Below are 17,445 nucleotides of genomic sequence, written 5' to 3'. Positions count from 1 at the left end.
AAATCCAAGCTAACGCTGCTTCTCCATAGGTCACATTCAGTGAGACGTTGTCTCGCCCGCAGCCTTTGCTGCCATCAGGATATCATTGAGCTTGCGATAATATCCCGATGCTTCCGACGTTCCCTTGAAACCTTCAATACCCGGGAAATGCCTATCCCGCTCTCGCCACCAATTTTCATGGCCGATCGCCAGCGCCCTTTCCAGAGTTTCCAGCAGGCCCGTCTCCCGGTCTGGATCGTAACACCAGCCCGTTCCAAGGTCGCGCAGAATTTCCGGTGTCCCACCCCGCTCCGTTCCTATGACGGGCACGCCATAGGTCGCGGCTTCCATCAAGATTAGGCTTTGCGGCTCATGCCAGCGTGAGGGAACGACGACGACATCGGCGACCTTATAGACTTCTTCCGGCCGCACGAAGCCAAGAAAGCGGATTGCGGCGTCGCCAGCGAGCGCCTTCAGATGCCGCTCGTAATCGTCCCTGCCACGACCTGCGATTAGAAGCGTGGCGGCCTTGGTCTGCGGCAATTTGAGGAAGGCCTGAATCAAATCCTCGACACCTTTTTCTTCAGCAAGAGCACCGAGATACCCGAAGGTGAAGACTTCGCTGGTACCACTCTTGCGACCCACGAGGGGCGCATGAAACAGCGCTCCACTGCGATTGGCGTTCAAAAGAACGTGCCAGTCGGCTTTCTTCAGAACGCCGTTGCGCAGGAACCGTTGGCGCAGCGCATCGCTGACAGAAATCGCGGTCACGCCATCACCCTTGCTGGATTTGATGCGCGCGGTCAGCACCCGGCATTCGAGGCAGGGCTTTTCACAATTACCGGAGCTGCGAAACATGCTCGATTTTGGGCATAGCAGCGCATAATCATGCAAATGCAGACAGAGCGGTATGTTGAGCGCACTGGTCGCTTCGAAAATGGCGGGCTGCATTTTTGCGGAATTATGGGCGTAGACGAGATCGACCTTTTCCCGCAGCAAAAGTTCCTTGACCTCATCGGCAGAAGTCGCGCCCAGCGCGTTGCGAATGTGCCAGGCCAGTTTGGTCAGCTTGCCCACTGCTGGTTTGCGCGGCCCCGGCAGATAACTGTTGTGCCAGTTGACGCGCAGAACCCGAATGCCGTCGCTGTTGATGCTTTCGCCGGGTGGCGCAACGCTGTCACCCTCCAGACCGAGGGAGAGAATGATGACGTCATGGTAACGCGAAAGCTCAGCCGCGCACATGCGTGCGACGATCTCTGCACCACCCTCCTCCTGGGGCGCGAATGTCTGTGCGACGATACAGATTTTCATCGGTTTCGCATTGTCTCCGTTACGCACGCCGCCCCTGAGAAGCATCTGGCGATCCATAGTATTTCAGCAGGAGTAAAGATAGCATCAAAGACCTGCTGCGGCATCGACAAGAGCAAGCGCACTCCGGTCCCAGGAAAACGCCGCCGCGCGTGCATGGCCGCGCGCAATCATCTCGGCTCGCAGGTCCGGGTTCCCGGTCAAATGAGTGATCGATCGCACAATGTCATGGGCATCATTCGGATCGAAATAAAGCGCCGCATCGCCGCAAACCTCCAGCGCAGGCTCGATGTTCGATGACAGAACCGGGCAACCCAGCAGCATGGCCTCCAGCGGCGGAATGCCGAAACCTTCATAAAGGCTTGGAAACAACAGCGCTGCGGCATGGCTGTAAAGTGCCGCGATTTCTTCGTCGGACAGGCGACCCGTGAATTTCACATGGTCCCGCTGGGTATTTTTGCTATCAGGCACATTTGCCTTGAAGACACTGGATGCAGCGGCACCGACCACGGCAAAGTCAGGGGCGGTATCGCCCATGATTCCGATGGCTTCGATGGCACGCTGAATGTTCTTGTTGGGTGTCGGCGATCCGACGAAAAGCAGATAACGACCCGGTATCAACGCCAACCGCTGGAGCACCGTTTCATCCGTCACGATGGATGCCAGATGCTCGCAGCTATTGGGAATGACGGAGACGTTTTTTGCGCCGATCATCTGCGTCAACTCGCGCTTGGAAAACTCCGAAACGGTAGCGATGCGCCCACGGCGGGAGAGAAGGTGTCCCAGCGTTCCGTGCACGGCGCGATAGGAGCGCGAGAAGTTCTCGGGCGTGCGAAAAATCATTGCGTCGTGAATGACGGTGAGACTTTTGCCATGCAAAACCGGGCCGCTATTGCACAGATTGATCAGCTTGCCGCCTCGCGCAGCCGCAAAAAGCTGTGTCTGCTCCCACAGATGGCCGGAAAGGCTTCCCGTGTGGCGCTGTGCGATCGCGGAAAGCGGCATATCCAGCGACGCGCTTTCGGGCGCAAGCAGCACCCACTCATCGTCGCTACCAGTCGATGCCAGATGCCGGTCCAGCGCCTTGACGATCTCCCTTGCAAATCGCTGCACGCCACTGGTTTTTTGGGTCAGGAACCGCCCGTTGATGAAATTCGTCATGCGATCTTGCGTCTCTCCGCAGGCATTTCATTCAATATGGTGCGGTAAAGCTGCATGAGCTCCTCATTGGTCCGCTCGCTTCTGTAGCGATCCATGAAGCGCTCATAGCCTGCCGCCCCCATCTGCGCCCACGCTTCGCCATCGCGTGAAGCAATAGCTGCGGCAAGGGCGCGGTCATCGCCTGCGGGGAAGAGAACGCCGGTTACGCCATCGGCGACGACCGATTGCAGCCCGCCGACTGCCGATGCGATGACCGGTTTTCGTGCGCGCATGGCTTCCAGTGCTACCAGCCCGAAACCTTCCCAGCGCGAAGGCATGGCGACGACATCGCAGACGGCCAGATGCCCGGCGATATCTTCCGGTGATTTCCAACCCAGCAGTTTAACATTGTCGGGTATCGTCTCCGTCCGCTCGTTCCGTGTCGTGACATGCGCACCGATAACCCGGAATGTGGCCACGTCGCGCAATCTATCTGCTGCGCGAAACAGAATATCGACACCCTTCTGCCGGTCCAGACGTCCAACGAACAGGACTTTGGTACGCGTATCGGTCCATTGCGCTGGCGTTGCCACGGGCATTTGCGATGATATGCCGTTTTCGATGACCACCATCCGCCGCGCAGAAATGCCCGCCTTCAGACCCTGATCGTACTCATAACCTGAGATAGCAACGATGCTGCGTGCCAAGGGCGACAAAAGGCGCTCTACCCAACGCGCCGGGTGGCGCAACACTCCGAGTGTCTCCATGTCGAAGACCCAACCATGCGGGCAATAGACGACAGGCGGAAACCGTCCTGGTAGCAGGCTGATCAACCGGCACACGCCACCTGCCAAAGTGGAATGCGCGTGAACGATATCCGGTCGGAAGGTTTTCACCTCCCGTATGACGGCCCGCGAAAGCGCCGGAAGCGCTGTCGAGCGTTTGCGCCTGACGAAGGTGGAAATGCAGGAAACGGGCGTGTTCTTGAGAAAGCTGACATGGGATTGCGGCACGATGACCCGGACGTTTTCCTCACCCAGCGCCCTGATCTGGCTCGGCACTATTTCGTTGAAATAGGTCGCAGGCCCACCGGGTATCGTCTCGAAAACGTGCAGAATCTTCATGATCCACCTTAGCCACGGCATTGGTTCGAAGACGACCTGCCCTTACAGACAAGACTTAAATCTTAAATTCCTTAATCAAGACAGAATATTGAAGGAGAAATAGCAAATGCCTGCTTTCGCCGTTTCATATTGCGCGCAATGCAAAGTGAAAAGGGCGTTTTGGCAGCTCCAGCCATCATTTTATGTTGATCATCTGCGGCAAAGACTACGGATTTTTGCACGGTAGCGTTCAATATATTTAAATGGTTGTAGCGTCATAAAGTAGCAACGGCCAGCAAGCATGGCGAACATCGCGGATTGAGGTAAGCGGATTTGAAAATCTGCATCGTATCGCAGACTTTTGCTCCACAGGAGGAGGGCGGCGCGGAAATTTCCGCGCGCCTCAGCGCAATCGAGCTTGGCATGCGACATGATGTGACCGTTCTTGCCCTGGGCAAGGAAGGTGACGCTATCGCACCTCCGGGAGAAGCGCGTTTGCCGGGCGGAATCCGCGTGGTGCGCCTTCCGTGGAACAACAGCTATCTGCCGCTGCCGCGCAAATCCTCTGCCGGGTTTCTGCGCCGGGCAGGCTGGCATCTGCGCACCGCCATGGGCGCGCTTTGCCCCGAGCAGCTGACCCAGTTTTTCCTGACAGAAAAATTCGACCTCATCTACGCGCAGAATTCGGCTTACATGCAGCCCGCTCTCTTCATCGCGGCGCGCACAGCCAATATCCCGCTCTGTCTGCACCTGAGAGATTATGCACTTCTCTGTCCCAAGACGAGCATGTTCCGCAATGGCGACAATTGCGAACGCCCCTGCCTTGACTGCTCGCTTTTGACCCGGCGCATGAAGGACATGACGGGTGACGGCATGACGGTGATTGCAGTTAGCGACGCTTTGCGGCACCGGTTCGTCAGCAACGGCGTGTTGCAGAGTGCCGATTGGCACGTGATGCACAACACCAATGCGACAAAAAGCACATACGACACATCGCTAATCGGCAGACAGGCACCAGCAGCGGCCAAATTCACCTTCGGCTATCTTGGCGCCATGGCGGAAGAAAAAGGTGTGGCGGATCTCATCCGCGCCTTTTTGTCCCTGCCGCAACGCGGCACGTCCAGACTGGTCATCGCCGGGCGAGGCCACGAACGCGATGTTGCGCGACTCAAAAAGCTTGCTGCGGATGCGCCCATAGAATTCAAAGGCTTCGTCAGGCCGGAAGAAATCTACCGCATCGCCGATGCCATGATCGTTCCTTCGCGCTGGCATGAACCGCAAAGCCGAATTCTCGTTGAGGCACCCGTCTACGGCATTCCCGTCATCGCGACCACGCGCGGCGGCACAACGGAAATGATTCGGGAACACCAGACGGGCTGGTCTTACGATCCCGACAAACCCGATCTCCTCTCCCAACTCATGTCGAAAGCCCTCTCCATCGGCCAGAGCCAATGGTGGGAAAAACGCGACGAGATTTTTCCTGGTCTGGCGGATTTCAAGGGTACAGCAGAATTATCAGGCTATTACGGACGCCTCGAATCCATACTGGTCTCGGCTGCGGCTCGCTGAACGCTCAAGCCCGTATGGCTAACAGCTTCTTAATGGATTTCTGCGACGGTCATCGAACCGTTTTCGTTGCCGCTTCCTGCACAATGCGAGGCAATAAGGTTCGACATGTCCAATCTCGCTTGGCTCATCCTCATCATTGGCTGGTTGGTCTTTGCCTTTTATTACGTCAGTTCGTTCTTCAAATGGGGCGTGCTGACCTTCTCGTCCTATTTCTGGATACGGTACAACGTGCTGCCCATTCTGGTGATGTCGCCGTTTGCGGAGTCCGACAAGAATATGGAAGCAGTCGGCGATTCCATCTACATCATCCGCGATTATATCAACGAGGCCTTCTATCTCTCCGTTCTCGGCGTGGTCTTCGTTCTCGTCGGCATGGGGCTGGCGACATTCAGCTCCGGCAAAAGTGCCATGTTCACCTTTGTCGAGAAGGGATATGCCTTCTGGCAGACGAAACCGGGTGCGTGGCTTTCCCTGATCGTCATTCTTTTTGCGACCATGGGCCTCATCGCACTGGGTGTCCGGCCTTTTCAAGGCAGGCAATTTTCGTTTGAAAACACCTCGCTGCGCCCTGCCATCAATCTTTATTCGGTCATCCTTCCGACGATCACGCTCAGCCTTCTCGTCTATGGTTTCGGCTATAGCCGGTTTTTCGTCTTCGCGGGCTTCATGTGCAGTGCGCTGGGCCTCATGATCGGCACACGCGGCGCCAGCATCGAGGTGCTGTTCATGTTCGTCGTCTGCCTCATCATCGCCTACCGTTACAAAAACCTCGCAACCTTCACCTTGTCCATCGTCGGCTTCGTGACGGTTGCCATCGTCATCGGTATCTTGCGCTCCACGGCAGATGGCAATGACAGCGTCGATATCCTGCAGGTCGTGTCCTACCAGATACTCTACGGCAACAATTTCTCCGATTTCCGCGACTACGCCTGGATTTTGAGTGGCTTCGATGGCCATTTCTATCGCGGCATGACGTATCTCGCGGGCTACATGGCGCTTGTGCCCTCATTCATCAGCGAGTTTCGAAACGACTTTCGCATGGGCATCATCACCAGCACGCTTGCGGGTCTCGATCCACAGTTCCACGCCGGTCTGCGCCCCACCCTGTTCGGCGAAGCCTACCTGAACTTCGGCGTTCCCGGCGTCATGGTCATCGCAACGCTTTTCGGCTTTTACTTCGGAAAGCTGCAAATGTGGGTGCACGACAACCTGCAACCCAACCGCTTCGGCCTACGCAGAGTCGCATGCGGCTATATCGCCTTCCTGTTTCTGTTCAACGCAGTCTTCACGCCAGGGTTTTATTACGTTTACGTCGTCGTCGCGTGGCTTACGGGCGGCATTATTCTGTCCTATCTGCTGGACAAGCCCACATCTGATGGCAAGACGACCCCGCCCGCCCGCAAAGCATAACGCTATTTGCCGGTTGGCCTGTCTTTCCAGAACGTCCCCAACCAAACATCGGTCGAGGGCGGCCGGAAGGCGCCAAAGCCGGAGGTTGGGCTGAAGGTCATCTCGCCGAACACAGGGCCTGATGGCTTGTCGTAGAAATCGATGCGGACGAACTCGAACCCTTTTGCCAGTGTCCGCGCCGCCGAGAGAATGGCATCCAGATGCGGTGGACGCGGGAGTTCGCCTGTTTCCAGCGGATAATAATGTCCGAAATCGAGCTTGGTCCAATGCTCGTCATAAAAGCAGCGGCGGTGATCGCTGAAACGCGCCGTATCGATCTGGATGCAAGGAATGTCATCTTCAAAGCAGAAGAGTTTGTAATCGACAGGTGCCTCGCCATTCTCGCCAATGAACGGCTCAATGAATATTTCCGGCTCGATATGATTGTACCACTCTTCCGCAAGCCGCCATGCCGTGCGACCAGCCAGCCAAAGGTCGCATTTTTCCTTGGCACCGACCAGATCGGCAGGGCCATAAACGAAAATATTCCGGTCCGACCCGTGGTTGACCTTGATGACATAGGGAAACGGCAGCGGCGGACAATCATCGAGATTTTTGCCGCGCCACAGGATCGGCGTGACCCACTGCGGACCCAAGGCCTCTGCGACATAGGCTTTGACGGCAATCTTGTCGCTGAGCGTGATGAGGCGCGGGTCCGACTGCGGCCCCGTCCAGGCAGTCTTGCGCGCGCACAGATGCTCGTTCAGCGTTTTGGGGTGGTCGAGATCGGCCCAGAGTTTGTGATAGCGATAATATTGCAGTTGCGTCGCCTGCTTGATCGGCAGGCTTTGAATGGCGGCATGATACAGTTTTTTAAGGAAACGACGTCCGGGTGAATGCTGCTTTTGGTCCAATCCCATGTCTTCAACCGCCTTCTTTAAATGAACCCGCTCAGTTAAATTTTCAAATCTATGATCGCGATGCCCGCCACAGCAACGTGCTGGAAATCGTTGCCGTCACAATTGCCGTGAAGAAGGCGGAGAGGCCAGCGCCGATAAAGCCGAAAGCGCTGATCAAGAGAAAACTCATGCCAATCGACAGCAGCACGCTGGACAGATTGACGAATGCGTAATGGCCGTCTTTTCGCAGGCTGTTGAGCCCAAGCCCCATCAGGTCCGTGCAGGAGCGGACGACGGCGGTCAAAAGCAGGAGGGCAAAGATACCCTGATGCTGGCCAAGCTCCGGCATATTCATGAAATGCACGAGAATATTGCCGCTGACGAAAATGGCGACCCCCAGGCCGAAGGCCACCGCCGCTGTCTTGGTGAACTGCCAGATCATGACCTTGCGCCACTCTTTCATGGAGCCGGTATTATAAGCCTTGAATAGCGCGGGAATGGCAACCTGAAGGACCGCCGTTGAAATCAGCGTTTGCAACGCATTGGCCAGCGACCAGTAGAACGTATAGACGCCCGTCAGCGACAGAGTGAGCAGAATGGAAACGATGTAGCGATCCGCATAGACCAGCCCGACATTGCTCATATCGCTGATATAGATCAACCACGCCTTGCGCATTCGCTTCTTGACCCAACGTGTGCGCATCGGTGCCTGAAAAATCCGCCGAAACGGCCATTGTCGCAAAAAGCAGGCGAGCCCGAAAAACATGACGATATAGCCAAGGCTCCAGGCGACCATGATCGTTTCGATATTACGGAAGCTCTCGAAGGCAAGCCCAAGACCCACGACGGGTAATATCCACGACGATGTTCTCAGGAAAAACAGCACATTGGCCTGACTGGACATTTCCTGCGCAATGAGCGGGACGTGGATGTCGCAGGAGATCGTCTCCAGCCAGACGACGAGAAGAACGAGAAAATAAAGTGGGATGACCGCATGGCCCATGAAATAGGCGACGATCAAGGCAATCGCCGTCATCGCAGCCAGCGATGACACTGTCACCATCAGTCGTGTTTTCATGTAGACCCCAGCAATACCCGAGGTCTTGCCGCTGACGTCACGCGCGATGAAATAATTCAGGCCCCAGCCCAGAGCCGCAGGGGCGGCATTGACCACACCCAGCGCCAGTCCGTAAACGCCCGCAGCCTCAAGACCCATGAACTTGACGATGTAAAACGACAGCGCAAACCGCAGCACCAACGTAGAGCCGCGAAGCCCCATGTTGAAGATGACGTTGAGACCGGTGACGGATCGACCTTTCAGGAAAGGAATACGCATGGCTGTCCTATTGTTGTTTTCAGCCAAGGTCGGTCCTCAAAATTGCAAGCCGGACCGCGTCATGCGCAGCACTTTGATATTTTCCAGGCCGCTCTCTTCCAACGATACGAGCGCGATCACGACACTGCCGGTGTCTTCCTCATGCTGCATCAGGAAAACCTCGTCCAGACCATGGCGCGCATCTGCATTCAGCCTCGATTTCGCCGCCACGCCGCCGTCGACGACGACGAGATCGAAGGCCTCGCCTTTGTCGTCTCTTGGATCAGCGAGGTTTTCGCCGCTACGGATGTTTACCGGTGCGAAGGTCAGAAGCGGAATAGTCTCGACTTGATAGCGACGTTCGGTGGCACCCTCTTCCGCCTGCTCCGGTAGCAGCATGGCGGTCATCAGCGGATCATGGTTTGCGGAATCGACCAGCAGAACGCGGCGTCCCAATTTCGACACCTCTGCCGCCAGATTGAAAGCGCTATAGGCCGCCCGATTTTTCGGGCCCGTAGAGACGACGAGGATTCGGTGATTGCCAGCAGGTTGAAGTGCGGAGGACACGAAGCGCGCCAGACCATCGAATCCTTCGTCTGCCGGGGCTGCGAGCAACTGCACTTCCCGCTGCCGGATGATACCGCTGCCAGTGGCAACCGGCGTCGCAGCAACGGCACTCCGCGTAACAGGTAAAAGTGCCGCGGGCGGCGGGCTTTCGGCAGGGCCTATCGGAAGCGAAGTCTGAGGCGCACGCACCATTTGCAAATCACTCGGCTGGCCACGGAACTGATCGCGCAGGATCAGCAGTCCTGACGCTAGGATAAGACCAAAAATTCCGCCACCGGCCAGCATCAGTGTACGCGGTGGTCCGGCCTTGCGCAGCGGCGGCTCTGCGGTGGAAATGATCTGCGGATTTTCGCTCGACGCGCCCTGCTGCTCAGAAAGCTGCTTGGTTCTCAAGAGGAACGCTTCGTAGACCGCGCGGTCACTATCCAGCTTCCGCTGCAATTCGCGCAGCCGCACCATGGTCTGTTCATCACTGTTGAGACTGGTTTTCAGCGTGTTGGCATTGGTGGTGGAAAGCTTCAGCTGATTTTTCAGCCGCGCCAGATTGCCCGATGTCGCCGTCGCGAAATTCCGCAGCTGCTCGTCCAGAATATTAGCCAGAGACTGGGTCCGTGCCCGCGCCGCCTGCAACGACGGGTGCTGTGCGCCAAGGGACGTTGCCTGAACGGATTCCTCTTCGCGGCTTTCCTGGTATCGCGCGCGCAGGGAAATAATGGCGGGCGTCAGCGATGTGTCGGGAATGAACCGCAAATACTGCCGGTCGTTTCTGGCGCGATTGAGCTCGGAAACCAGCGCTTCATTCTCGGCAACGGAAGCCTGCAATCGTGAAATCTCGGTGTTGGCGTCCGCAATGCGCTGTTCAACATCCGGTCGGCCCTGAATATCCGCCAGATTATGCTCGGCCCTGTAGGCCTGAACGGCGCGGTCACCATCTTCCACTGCTTTACGCAACTGGTCCAGCTGCGCTGCCAACCCACCACCGGTCCGGCGCAGGACATCGCTGTTCATTTCAATGCGCACCTGCGCGTAAGTCGTGGCAATCAGGTTGGCGAGTTCCGCGGCCCGCTGCGGGCTGTCGGACTTCACCGAAATGTTGACGACGAAGCTCTTGCCGACAGCGGCCACCGATGTGACCTTGCGCAGCGCATCCAGCGCCAGATTGCTGCGTCGTTCCTTGTCGGGATAGACAGGCTCGGCAGCGCCAAAATCGGGATCGTCGTAAAGCTTCTGACTTTCGACGATGCGCGACAGAACCTGCGCCGATGTAATAATGTATTGCTGGTTCAGGACATGCGAGTCCACCGCACGGGGTTGCCCCGGCAGGTCACTTTCCAGAACCCGCGATCCCTCCGGGTCCAGCAGGATTTGTGACGTCGCGACATAATAGTTGGGGATCAGCAGCGAGGCACCGAATGCCAGAGCCGCACACAATATACCGATCAGAAGAATGAAAAGCGCATTGCGCCATAACAACAGTGCCAGCCGCAGCAGATTGTTGGGCCCGCTCGCCTGTTCACGGTAGTGCGGCTCGTAAGACGTGGTCTCGTTCATCGCCATCTCGGTTTACGATCCCATGTTCTTATTGCGAAGTTTCGACATCGTCATACTCTCGAGCGCTCGCTCTTGTCTTTGGCAGTCCAGCCAGATCATACGCATTGCGCGCAATTGTGGCTGAGCCACAGATCTGCCGAACAATCGCCCCGCACTTGACCATCCGACATCCTAGACAAAACGAGTTAATATACCGTTTTGCGAAAACATGGACGCTCGAAGTCTATCGCGCTGGACGAAACCGTCGATCGCAGGTCTTCTTTCGATAGGGCATCTCTCAACTTCAAAAGCGAGGGAAAAGGACTACAGGAATAAACTTAGTCGGCTAATTATTATATGCGGCTGTTTCCGAGCCAATCGCCCAGTATCAGAAAGTTGGCGGCGTGCAGGCACTGATCACCTCGCAGGGCACCGGGCCCACACAGCGAAATGTGTGCGGTCGCCTGCTTTCAAAATAATAGGCGTCGCCGGGACCCAGGATGCGTCGCTCGTCATCAACGGTCACTTCCAGCCGACCTGACAGAACGATGCCCCCCTCCTCTCCCTCATGCACCAATGGAACCCGACCCGTACCAGCGCCCGGCTGATAGCACTCCTTTAATATCTGCAAGCTTCTGCCAAACAGATTGTCGCCGATCTGCCGGTAGGAAATTGGTCCCTTGCCGATCTCAACCAGTTCCTCGGCAGCATAAAACGCCTTGCGCGGCATTTCCGGCTCGAACGTGAAAAACTCGGCCAGCCCAATGGGAATGCCATCGAGGATTCGCTTCAGCGCCCCCACCGATGGATTGGTGGAATTGGATTCGATTAGCGAAATCGTGGAATTCGTAACCCCCGCCCGCTTGGCCAACTCACGTTGCGATAGCTTATGAATGGAGCGCAAATGCCGCAGCCTGTTGCCTATGTCGACGACCACCTTCGTCTCCCTGTTTTTAGATGTTCGATATTCAACAAACAGTCACATACGCAAACAGCGAAATCAATGGATTAGCCAATAGAAGAAAAGGACTGTTCGACACCGATGACATCTGGAATGGTACGTCATCACAACATGGGGAAACCAATGGATCACAACAGCAAATCCAACATGCCGAATTTGGAAAACTTCTGGATGCCGTTCACGGCTAACCGGCAGTTCAAGGCAGCGCCTCGCCTCCTGGCCAGCGCCGAGGGCATGTATTACACCGATATCGACGGCAAAAAAATTCTGGACGGAACCGCGGGTCTGTGGTGCGTCAACGCCGGACATGCGCGCAAACGCATCACTCAGGCCGTCGAGCGTCAGTTGTCCACTCTCGATTTCGCCCCGACGTTCCAGATGGGGCACCCAATCGCCTTCGAATTCGCCGAAAAACTCGCCGCTGTCGCACCTGGCGGGCCGGATGCAGAACTCGACCGCGTCTTCTTCACAGGCTCAGGCTCGGAATCCGTCGATACCGCGCTTAAAATCGCAATCGCGTACCAGCGCGCAATTGGGCAGGGAACCCGTAGTCGCATCATCGGGCGCGAAAAGGGGTATCACGGCGTCGGCTTCGGTGGCATTTCAGTAGGCGGCCTCGTCAACAACCGTCGCTTCTTCCCACAAATCCCCGCCGATCACATGCGCCACACGCTGGATCTGGATCGCAACGCCTTCTCGAAGGGTCTTCCGGCCCACGGTGTGGAACTGGCGGACGATCTTGAGCGACTCGTGGCTCTACACGGCGCCGAGACCATTGCAGCGGTCATCGTGGAACCCATGTCCGGCTCGGCTGGCGTCATCCTTCCACCTGAGGGATATTTGCAGCGCCTGCGAGCCATTGCAGACAAGCACGGCATTCTCCTGATTTTCGATGAAGTCATCACCGGCTTCGGCCGCCTCGGCAAACCCTTCGCCACGGATTATTTCGGCGTGGTGCCGGATCTGGTCACGACCGCCAAGGGCATTACCAACGGCGCGATTCCGATGGGCGCGGTTTTTGCCAAGCGCGCGGTTTACGATGCTCTGATGCACGGGCCTGAAAACCAGATCGAACTTTTCCACGGCTACACCTATTCCGGCCATCCCGTAGCGTGTGCCGCAGGTATCGCGACACTAGAAATCTATCAGGACGAAGGCCTGCTCACCCGCGCCGAAACATTGGCAACGGCATGGCAGGACGCTCTGCATTCGGTAAAGGGTTTGCCCCATGTTCTCGACGTCCGCAATCTCGGGCTCGTCGGCGCCATCGAACTCGCACCACGCGACGATGCTCCGGGCACCCGCGCCTATGATGTTTTCGTCGAGTGCCTGAAGAAGGGCCTTCTTACCCGTGTGACCGGCGACATCATCGCGCTGTCGCCACCACTGATCATCGAAGAAAGCCAGATTGGCGACATCATCTCGATTATTAGTGATGCACTGTCCCACACGGCCTGAGATTGCCAAACGTTTCAGAGCGGCCAACCAAGGCCGCTCTGATCAAAAACCAGCGGTACTTTCCAAAATTTCAGCTGATTCTACTTAATTGAATTAATTGAAAAAATTACATCATACGAAACCGAAAGAGAACTTTCATTTCAACACTCCGTATGGTGAATTATCTATGAATGTCCTGAGTTTCGGACCCACTCGGTTCCACTAAACCGGTGATGTGCTCAGCCACTTGGCGAGTCTGGTTTCGAATGTCAGGCACAGCAGTAATTTCCCAAAACTGCCCCGCTGTCAAGGCTCCCACGGCAAACAAGCCAGGCCGTGGGGAGCCATTGCACGACAGAACGCGCGACTTGTCATCCACTTTAACGCCAAGGCCAAGTGGATCGATCTCAAGCATGTCCTGTTCCCGCATATGCTGCAAGAGCGGCGAGTGGCCAATTCCCGCACGTTCCATGCCAGTGCAATTGACCAGCCAATCGAACACGAGAGAGACTTCATCGGAGGTGCCGCGTTTGCGATAAACGAGACTGTTCTCGTCACCCTGCCGTGTGATCTTTGATACAAAACCGGCATGCACGGTCACCGTACCGTCCTGCACCAAGGCATCAAAAACCTCATGCACCTGCGGCGCCACTCGGTGCCTGTGGATGTTCCACCATGCAAGCGCGTGGCGGAGGAAACGCGAGCGCTGCTCCTGGCTAAGGCTCTGCCACAATGGCTGCGTCTGATGCCTCAAGCCCTCCATAACCCCGCGCCACGCCGCACCTTCCCTCACCTGTCCCCGCAAGTCTGAGAGTATCTGGCTTATCTCACGCCGATCATCTTGAAGCGCTGGCTCAATCGCCTGCACAGGCGTGCGGCTGTGTGGATGCGGTGCAAGACCCCTGCGCGACAGGACGTGGATTTTTCCACGATGACCTTTGTTGCGAAGCGAAAGAACCTGATCAATCATCGTCAGGCCTGAGCCGAGAATGGCAATGGTGTCATCCGTGCCCACACGTGACAACCAGCCCAGCCGCCACGGGTTTCGCACGACGCGTCGGAAGAGAGCCATGTCGGCATCCGAAGTTAGCCGCGGCAAACTCGCAGTCCCGACGCCCAAACAAAGAGCGACGTTGGCAGCTTCCAACTCGCGACCGTCACTCAATCGAAAGATCGTTCTATCTTTCTCACAAGAAAGACAGGACATCGCTTTAGCTTTGACGAAATCAACCCGAGCACGCTGGCTTTGGCTCCTAAGCAGAGATGCGAGCGTGTCCCTGAGATAAAGACCATAATCATTGCGCGACGCAAACGTCGTGCCATCGACAGCATGGCCACGCTTCGCCAACCAACCCAAGAAGTCGTTTGGCTTATCCGCAAATGCGCTCATTCTTGCGGCAGGCACATTGAGCCGGTGCAAATGTAATTCAGTGCGATAGGCTGTCCCTCTACCAAACGCGGAGTCATCGCCAACGATGGCGATGGATGCTGTGGCTGGTAGACGCTCCAACAGATTGGTGACGAGACTGATCGCGGAAAACCCAGACCCGACAACGGCGACATCATAAACCACTTCAAATACTCCCATGCTTTTACAGGGCGAAGAAAACCCCAACTGCCATCGAAAGGCAAACGGGAATCAGCTAGACACGTACGAGACCTTATACAGCCGTCGCCAGATCGAGTTAGCCGCGGCTAACCGCATCACGTAGTGAACAGCACAACCGCAAAAAATCCGTCCACGGAATCCGATTTCACGTGAAAAATCGCGGTTAGCCGGCTGAAAAGATTCATGTTTGCTCTCGGCGAATGCCTATTGCACGAAAAAGAGAATCGGCGCTTATATCCCAGTTGCGGAAAAAACCGATTTCAGCGGAAAAAAACGCAACTGATCTAGCAAGTGGAAAAATCCGATATGACTCAAAGTGCCGATCTGAAATCTGCCGAGAAGGCGCCCGATCTGACGGGCCTCATTCTTCAGCATTCGGCCGCGCTGTCGGCGCAGCTGCAAGCGCACAACGCAAACACCTTCGCACCGCTTGCGGAAAAAAGCATGCGGAATTTCTCTCCGTCGGAAACGGCCAAGCTGATCGGTATCGGTGAAGCCTATCTGCGCCAGATCGCAGCGGAGCAGCCTGATCTCAGCGCGTCGCAAAGTGGCGGTCGTCGCAGCTATACCGTCGAAGACATTCATAATATCAGAAAGTTTCTGGATCAGGGCGCACGCGGTACGCGGCGTTATCTGCCGCACCGCCGCGAAGGTGAAGACCTACAAGTTATCGCGGTAATGAATTTTAAGGGTGGGTCCGGCAAGACGACAACGTCTGCGCACCTCGCACAATATCTCGCGTTGCGCGGCTACCGCGTGCTCGCAATCGATCTCGATCCGCAGGCCAGTCTTTCGGCTCTGTTCGGCCATCAGCCGGAACTTGACGTCGGTCCGAATGAAACATTGTACGGCGCGATCCGCTATGACAGCGAGCAGCGTCCGATCGCGGAGATCGTCAGAGGAACCTACATCCCCGACCTCCACATCATTCCTGGCAACCTGGAACTCATGGAGTTCGAACATGATACGCCGCGGGCTTTGATGCGCCGTGCGCCTGGCGACACCTTGTTCTTCGCGCGTATTGGCCAGGCGATAGCCCAGGCACAGAACTTCTACGACGTTGTCGTCATCGATTGCCCGCCGCAGCTCGGTTACCTCACGCTTTCGGCTTTGACGGCAGCAACATCGGTTCTGGTCACCGTTCACCCGCAAATGCTCGATGTGATGTCGATGAACCAGTTTCTGGCCATGACCGGCGATTTGCTGGCAGAAATCGGCAGAGCCGGCGCTCGTTCCGATTATCACTGGATGCGCTATCTCGTGACCCGCTTTGAGCCGAGTGACGGTCCGCAAAACCAGATGGTCGCGTTTCTCCGCTCGATCTTCGGTGAACACGTCTTGAACCATCCGATGTTGAAAACGACGGCCGTTTCCGACGCTGGATTGACCAACCAGACACTTTTCGAAGTCGAGCGTACCCAGTTCACACGGTCTACCTATGACCGCGCTCTGGAATCCATGACCAACGTTAATGCCGAAATAGAAGGCTTGATCAAAAAAGCCTGGGGTAGGACAGCATGAGCAGAAAAGAAATCTTCGCAAATCTTGGTGGCAAGACCACGGATAACAACGAGGCACCCGCAGAGCGTTCACGCCCGCGTATCCGCCCGATCCTTGGTTCGCCAGAACTGGTCACCGATGTCGTGAATTCGCCGGTCGGAATGATCGGACAATCGCTGAATGAAGTCTCCGAGCGTTCCAAGCGCGCGGAAGAGATAGAACGCAAGCTGGCCGAAGGGCTGACGATTGTCGCTCTCGACCCAGCAGATGTCGATCCATCCTTTATTCCCGACCGTATGCCATCGTCCATCGAAGCGGATGTCGGTCTTGTCGAAGCAATCCGTGAGCAGGGACAGCAGGTTCCTATTCTCGTTCGCCCTCACCCGGACCATCCGGGTCGCTATCAGGTGGCCTTCGGTCATCGCCGTCTTCGTGCCGTGGCACAGATTGGTATTCCGGTTCGTGCCGTTGTTCGTGACCTGACCGATGAGCAGCTCGTCGTTGCCCAGGGACAGGAAAACAACGAACGCCGCGACTTGAGTTATATCGAAAAGGCACGCTTTGCACAGAAGCTTCAAATGCGTTTCTCGCGTGAAACCATCATGGCTGCGATGTCGCTATACAAAGGCGATCTGTCGAACATGCTGTCCGTCGTCGGTCGTATCCCCGACGATATCGTCGATAGCATCGGTCCAGCACCGGGTGTGGGTCGCCGCAACTGGATGGATTTGGCAGAGCAGCTTTCCTCGTCGAAAGTCAATGAAGCCGCACGCGCTTATCTCAGCGATGAGAGCGTTGAAAAGCTTCCTTCCGAAGAGAAATTCAAATCGATCCTCGAGTTTCTAAAGCCTAAAGCCGAGCCAAAGAAGACGGGTGTTCTTTCGACGCAGAGCGGTCAGAAGCTCGCGAAGATCGTCGAGACTGATAACAGGGTCGATATCTCCATCGATCGCAGACAAGCGCCGGAGTTTGCCGCGTTCGTTCTGGATCATCTACAGGCGCTGTTCGAAGAGCATCGCGCCAAGCAGTAACACGCATATCAACTGATACGATTAACAGGAGCAGCAAGCCCAAAAGAAAAAAGCCCCCGAACGTTGCCGCACGGAAGCCTTTCTTTGATCTAAGCAACCAAAGAATCT

Annotated in this window: 13 protein-coding genes; 5 read left to right on the top strand and 8 right to left on the bottom strand. The window is 56.3% G+C overall.

All coding sequences use genetic code 11. From position 1 onward, the window contains the following. Positions 1–36: 36 nt before the first annotated feature. The 3 genes from HRR99_RS19350 to HRR99_RS19340 all read right to left on the bottom strand — a co-directional run bounded on the left by HRR99_RS19350 (position 37) and on the right by HRR99_RS19340 (position 3,551). Entirely contained in the window at positions 37–1,290 is a 1,254-nt protein-coding gene (locus HRR99_RS19350) for a glycosyltransferase (RefSeq protein ID WP_233124474.1), read from the bottom strand. 84 nt (positions 1,291–1,374) lie between these two features. Continuing rightward, a complete protein-coding gene (locus HRR99_RS19345; RefSeq protein ID WP_233124473.1) occupies positions 1,375–2,448 on the bottom strand; it encodes a glycosyltransferase family 4 protein in 1,074 nt (357 codons plus the stop codon). Next, positions 2,445–3,551, bottom strand: a complete 1,107-nt coding sequence (locus HRR99_RS19340) for a glycosyltransferase family 4 protein (protein ID WP_233124472.1) — start codon at positions 3,549–3,551, stop codon at positions 2,445–2,447. The genes HRR99_RS19345 and HRR99_RS19340 overlap by 4 nt, the downstream gene beginning before the upstream one ends. Before the next feature lie 312 nt (positions 3,552–3,863). Between HRR99_RS19340 and HRR99_RS19335 the strand changes: the two genes are divergently transcribed. Both HRR99_RS19335 and HRR99_RS19330 read left to right on the top strand, forming a co-directional pair. Next, positions 3,864–5,099 (top strand): glycosyltransferase, encoded by a 1,236-nt coding sequence (locus tag HRR99_RS19335; RefSeq protein ID WP_233124471.1) that lies wholly within the window; start codon positions 3,864–3,866, stop codon positions 5,097–5,099. Between the two features lie 105 nt (positions 5,100–5,204). Further along, positions 5,205–6,509: an O-antigen polymerase gene (locus HRR99_RS19330; RefSeq protein WP_233124470.1), complete on the top strand. Its 1,305-nt coding sequence runs from the start codon at positions 5,205–5,207 to the stop codon at positions 6,507–6,509. 2 nt (positions 6,510–6,511) lie between these two features. Here the strand turns inward: HRR99_RS19330 and HRR99_RS19325 are convergent, their stop codons facing one another. The 4 genes from HRR99_RS19325 to HRR99_RS19310 form a co-directional block, all read right to left on the bottom strand. Next, entirely contained in the window at positions 6,512–7,408 is an 897-nt protein-coding gene (locus HRR99_RS19325) for an ATP-grasp fold amidoligase family protein (protein ID WP_233124469.1), read from the bottom strand. A gap of 49 nt (positions 7,409–7,457) precedes the next feature. Then, entirely contained in the window at positions 7,458–8,723 is a 1,266-nt protein-coding gene (locus HRR99_RS19320) for a lipopolysaccharide biosynthesis protein (RefSeq protein WP_233124468.1), read from the bottom strand. A 36-nt stretch (positions 8,724–8,759) separates the two neighbouring features. Further along, positions 8,760–10,820, bottom strand: coding sequence for a GumC family protein (locus HRR99_RS19315; protein ID WP_233124467.1), 2,061 nt, complete (start codon positions 10,818–10,820; stop codon positions 8,760–8,762). Between the two features lie 367 nt (positions 10,821–11,187). Then, positions 11,188–11,736, bottom strand: coding sequence for a cupin domain-containing protein (locus tag HRR99_RS19310; RefSeq protein WP_233124466.1), 549 nt, complete (start codon positions 11,734–11,736; stop codon positions 11,188–11,190). A 147-nt stretch (positions 11,737–11,883) separates the two neighbouring features. On the opposite strand from HRR99_RS19310, the gene aptA reads away from it, so the two are divergent. Then, positions 11,884–13,218, top strand: coding sequence for an omega-aminotransferase AptA (gene aptA / locus HRR99_RS19305; RefSeq protein WP_233124465.1), 1,335 nt, complete (start codon positions 11,884–11,886; stop codon positions 13,216–13,218). 160 nt (positions 13,219–13,378) lie between these two features. Here aptA and HRR99_RS19300 read toward each other — a convergent pair whose 3' ends face one another. Further along, positions 13,379–14,770: an FAD/NAD(P)-binding protein gene (locus tag HRR99_RS19300; RefSeq protein WP_233124979.1), complete on the bottom strand. Its 1,392-nt coding sequence runs from the start codon at positions 14,768–14,770 to the stop codon at positions 13,379–13,381. Positions 14,771–15,112: 342 nt separating this feature from the next. Between HRR99_RS19300 and repA the strand changes: the two genes are divergently transcribed. Together repA and repB are read left to right on the top strand one after the other, a co-directional pair. Further along, positions 15,113–16,327, top strand: a complete 1,215-nt coding sequence (gene repA / locus HRR99_RS19295; RefSeq protein WP_233124464.1) for a plasmid partitioning protein RepA — start codon at positions 15,113–15,115, stop codon at positions 16,325–16,327. After that, the gene (repB, locus tag HRR99_RS19290; protein WP_233124463.1) at positions 16,324–17,337 is read left to right on the top strand and encodes a plasmid partitioning protein RepB; all 1,014 of its coding nucleotides are present in this window, start codon (positions 16,324–16,326) and stop codon (positions 17,335–17,337) included. Before repA ends, repB begins: the two co-directional genes overlap by 4 nt. The last annotated feature ends 108 nt before the right edge of the window (positions 17,338–17,445 follow it).

The sequence above is a fragment of the Agrobacterium vaccinii genome (assembly GCF_021310995.1).
In the GTDB taxonomy this organism is placed as follows: domain Bacteria; phylum Pseudomonadota; class Alphaproteobacteria; order Rhizobiales; family Rhizobiaceae; genus Agrobacterium; species Agrobacterium vaccinii.
The sequence above is the reverse complement of the archived record's forward strand: the minus strand, read 5'-3'. Positions and strand labels throughout refer to the sequence as shown.

Excerpts from the sequence above, each read along its gene's own strand:
- HRR99_RS19340 (WP_233124472.1), bottom strand. The coding sequence starts at position 3,551 with ATGAAGATTCTGCACGTTTTCGAGACGATACCCGGTGGGCCTGCGACC.
- aptA (WP_233124465.1), top strand. The coding sequence starts at position 11,884 with ATGGATCACAACAGCAAATCCAACATGCCGAATTTGGAAAACTTCTGG.
- repB (WP_233124463.1), top strand. The coding sequence starts at position 16,324 with ATGAGCAGAAAAGAAATCTTCGCAAATCTTGGTGGCAAGACCACGGAT.
- HRR99_RS19350 (WP_233124474.1), bottom strand. The coding sequence starts at position 1,290 with ATGAAAATCTGTATCGTCGCACAGACATTCGCGCCCCAGGAGGAGGGT.
- HRR99_RS19325 (WP_233124469.1), bottom strand. The coding sequence starts at position 7,408 with ATGGGATTGGACCAAAAGCAGCATTCACCCGGACGTCGTTTCCTTAAA.
- HRR99_RS19345 (WP_233124473.1), bottom strand. The coding sequence starts at position 2,448 with ATGACGAATTTCATCAACGGGCGGTTCCTGACCCAAAAAACCAGTGGC.
- HRR99_RS19320 (WP_233124468.1), bottom strand. The coding sequence starts at position 8,723 with ATGCGTATTCCTTTCCTGAAAGGTCGATCCGTCACCGGTCTCAACGTC.
- repA (WP_233124464.1), top strand. The coding sequence starts at position 15,113 with ATGACTCAAAGTGCCGATCTGAAATCTGCCGAGAAGGCGCCCGATCTG.
- HRR99_RS19315 (WP_233124467.1), bottom strand. The coding sequence starts at position 10,820 with ATGAACGAGACCACGTCTTACGAGCCGCACTACCGTGAACAGGCGAGC.
- HRR99_RS19330 (WP_233124470.1), top strand. The coding sequence starts at position 5,205 with ATGTCCAATCTCGCTTGGCTCATCCTCATCATTGGCTGGTTGGTCTTT.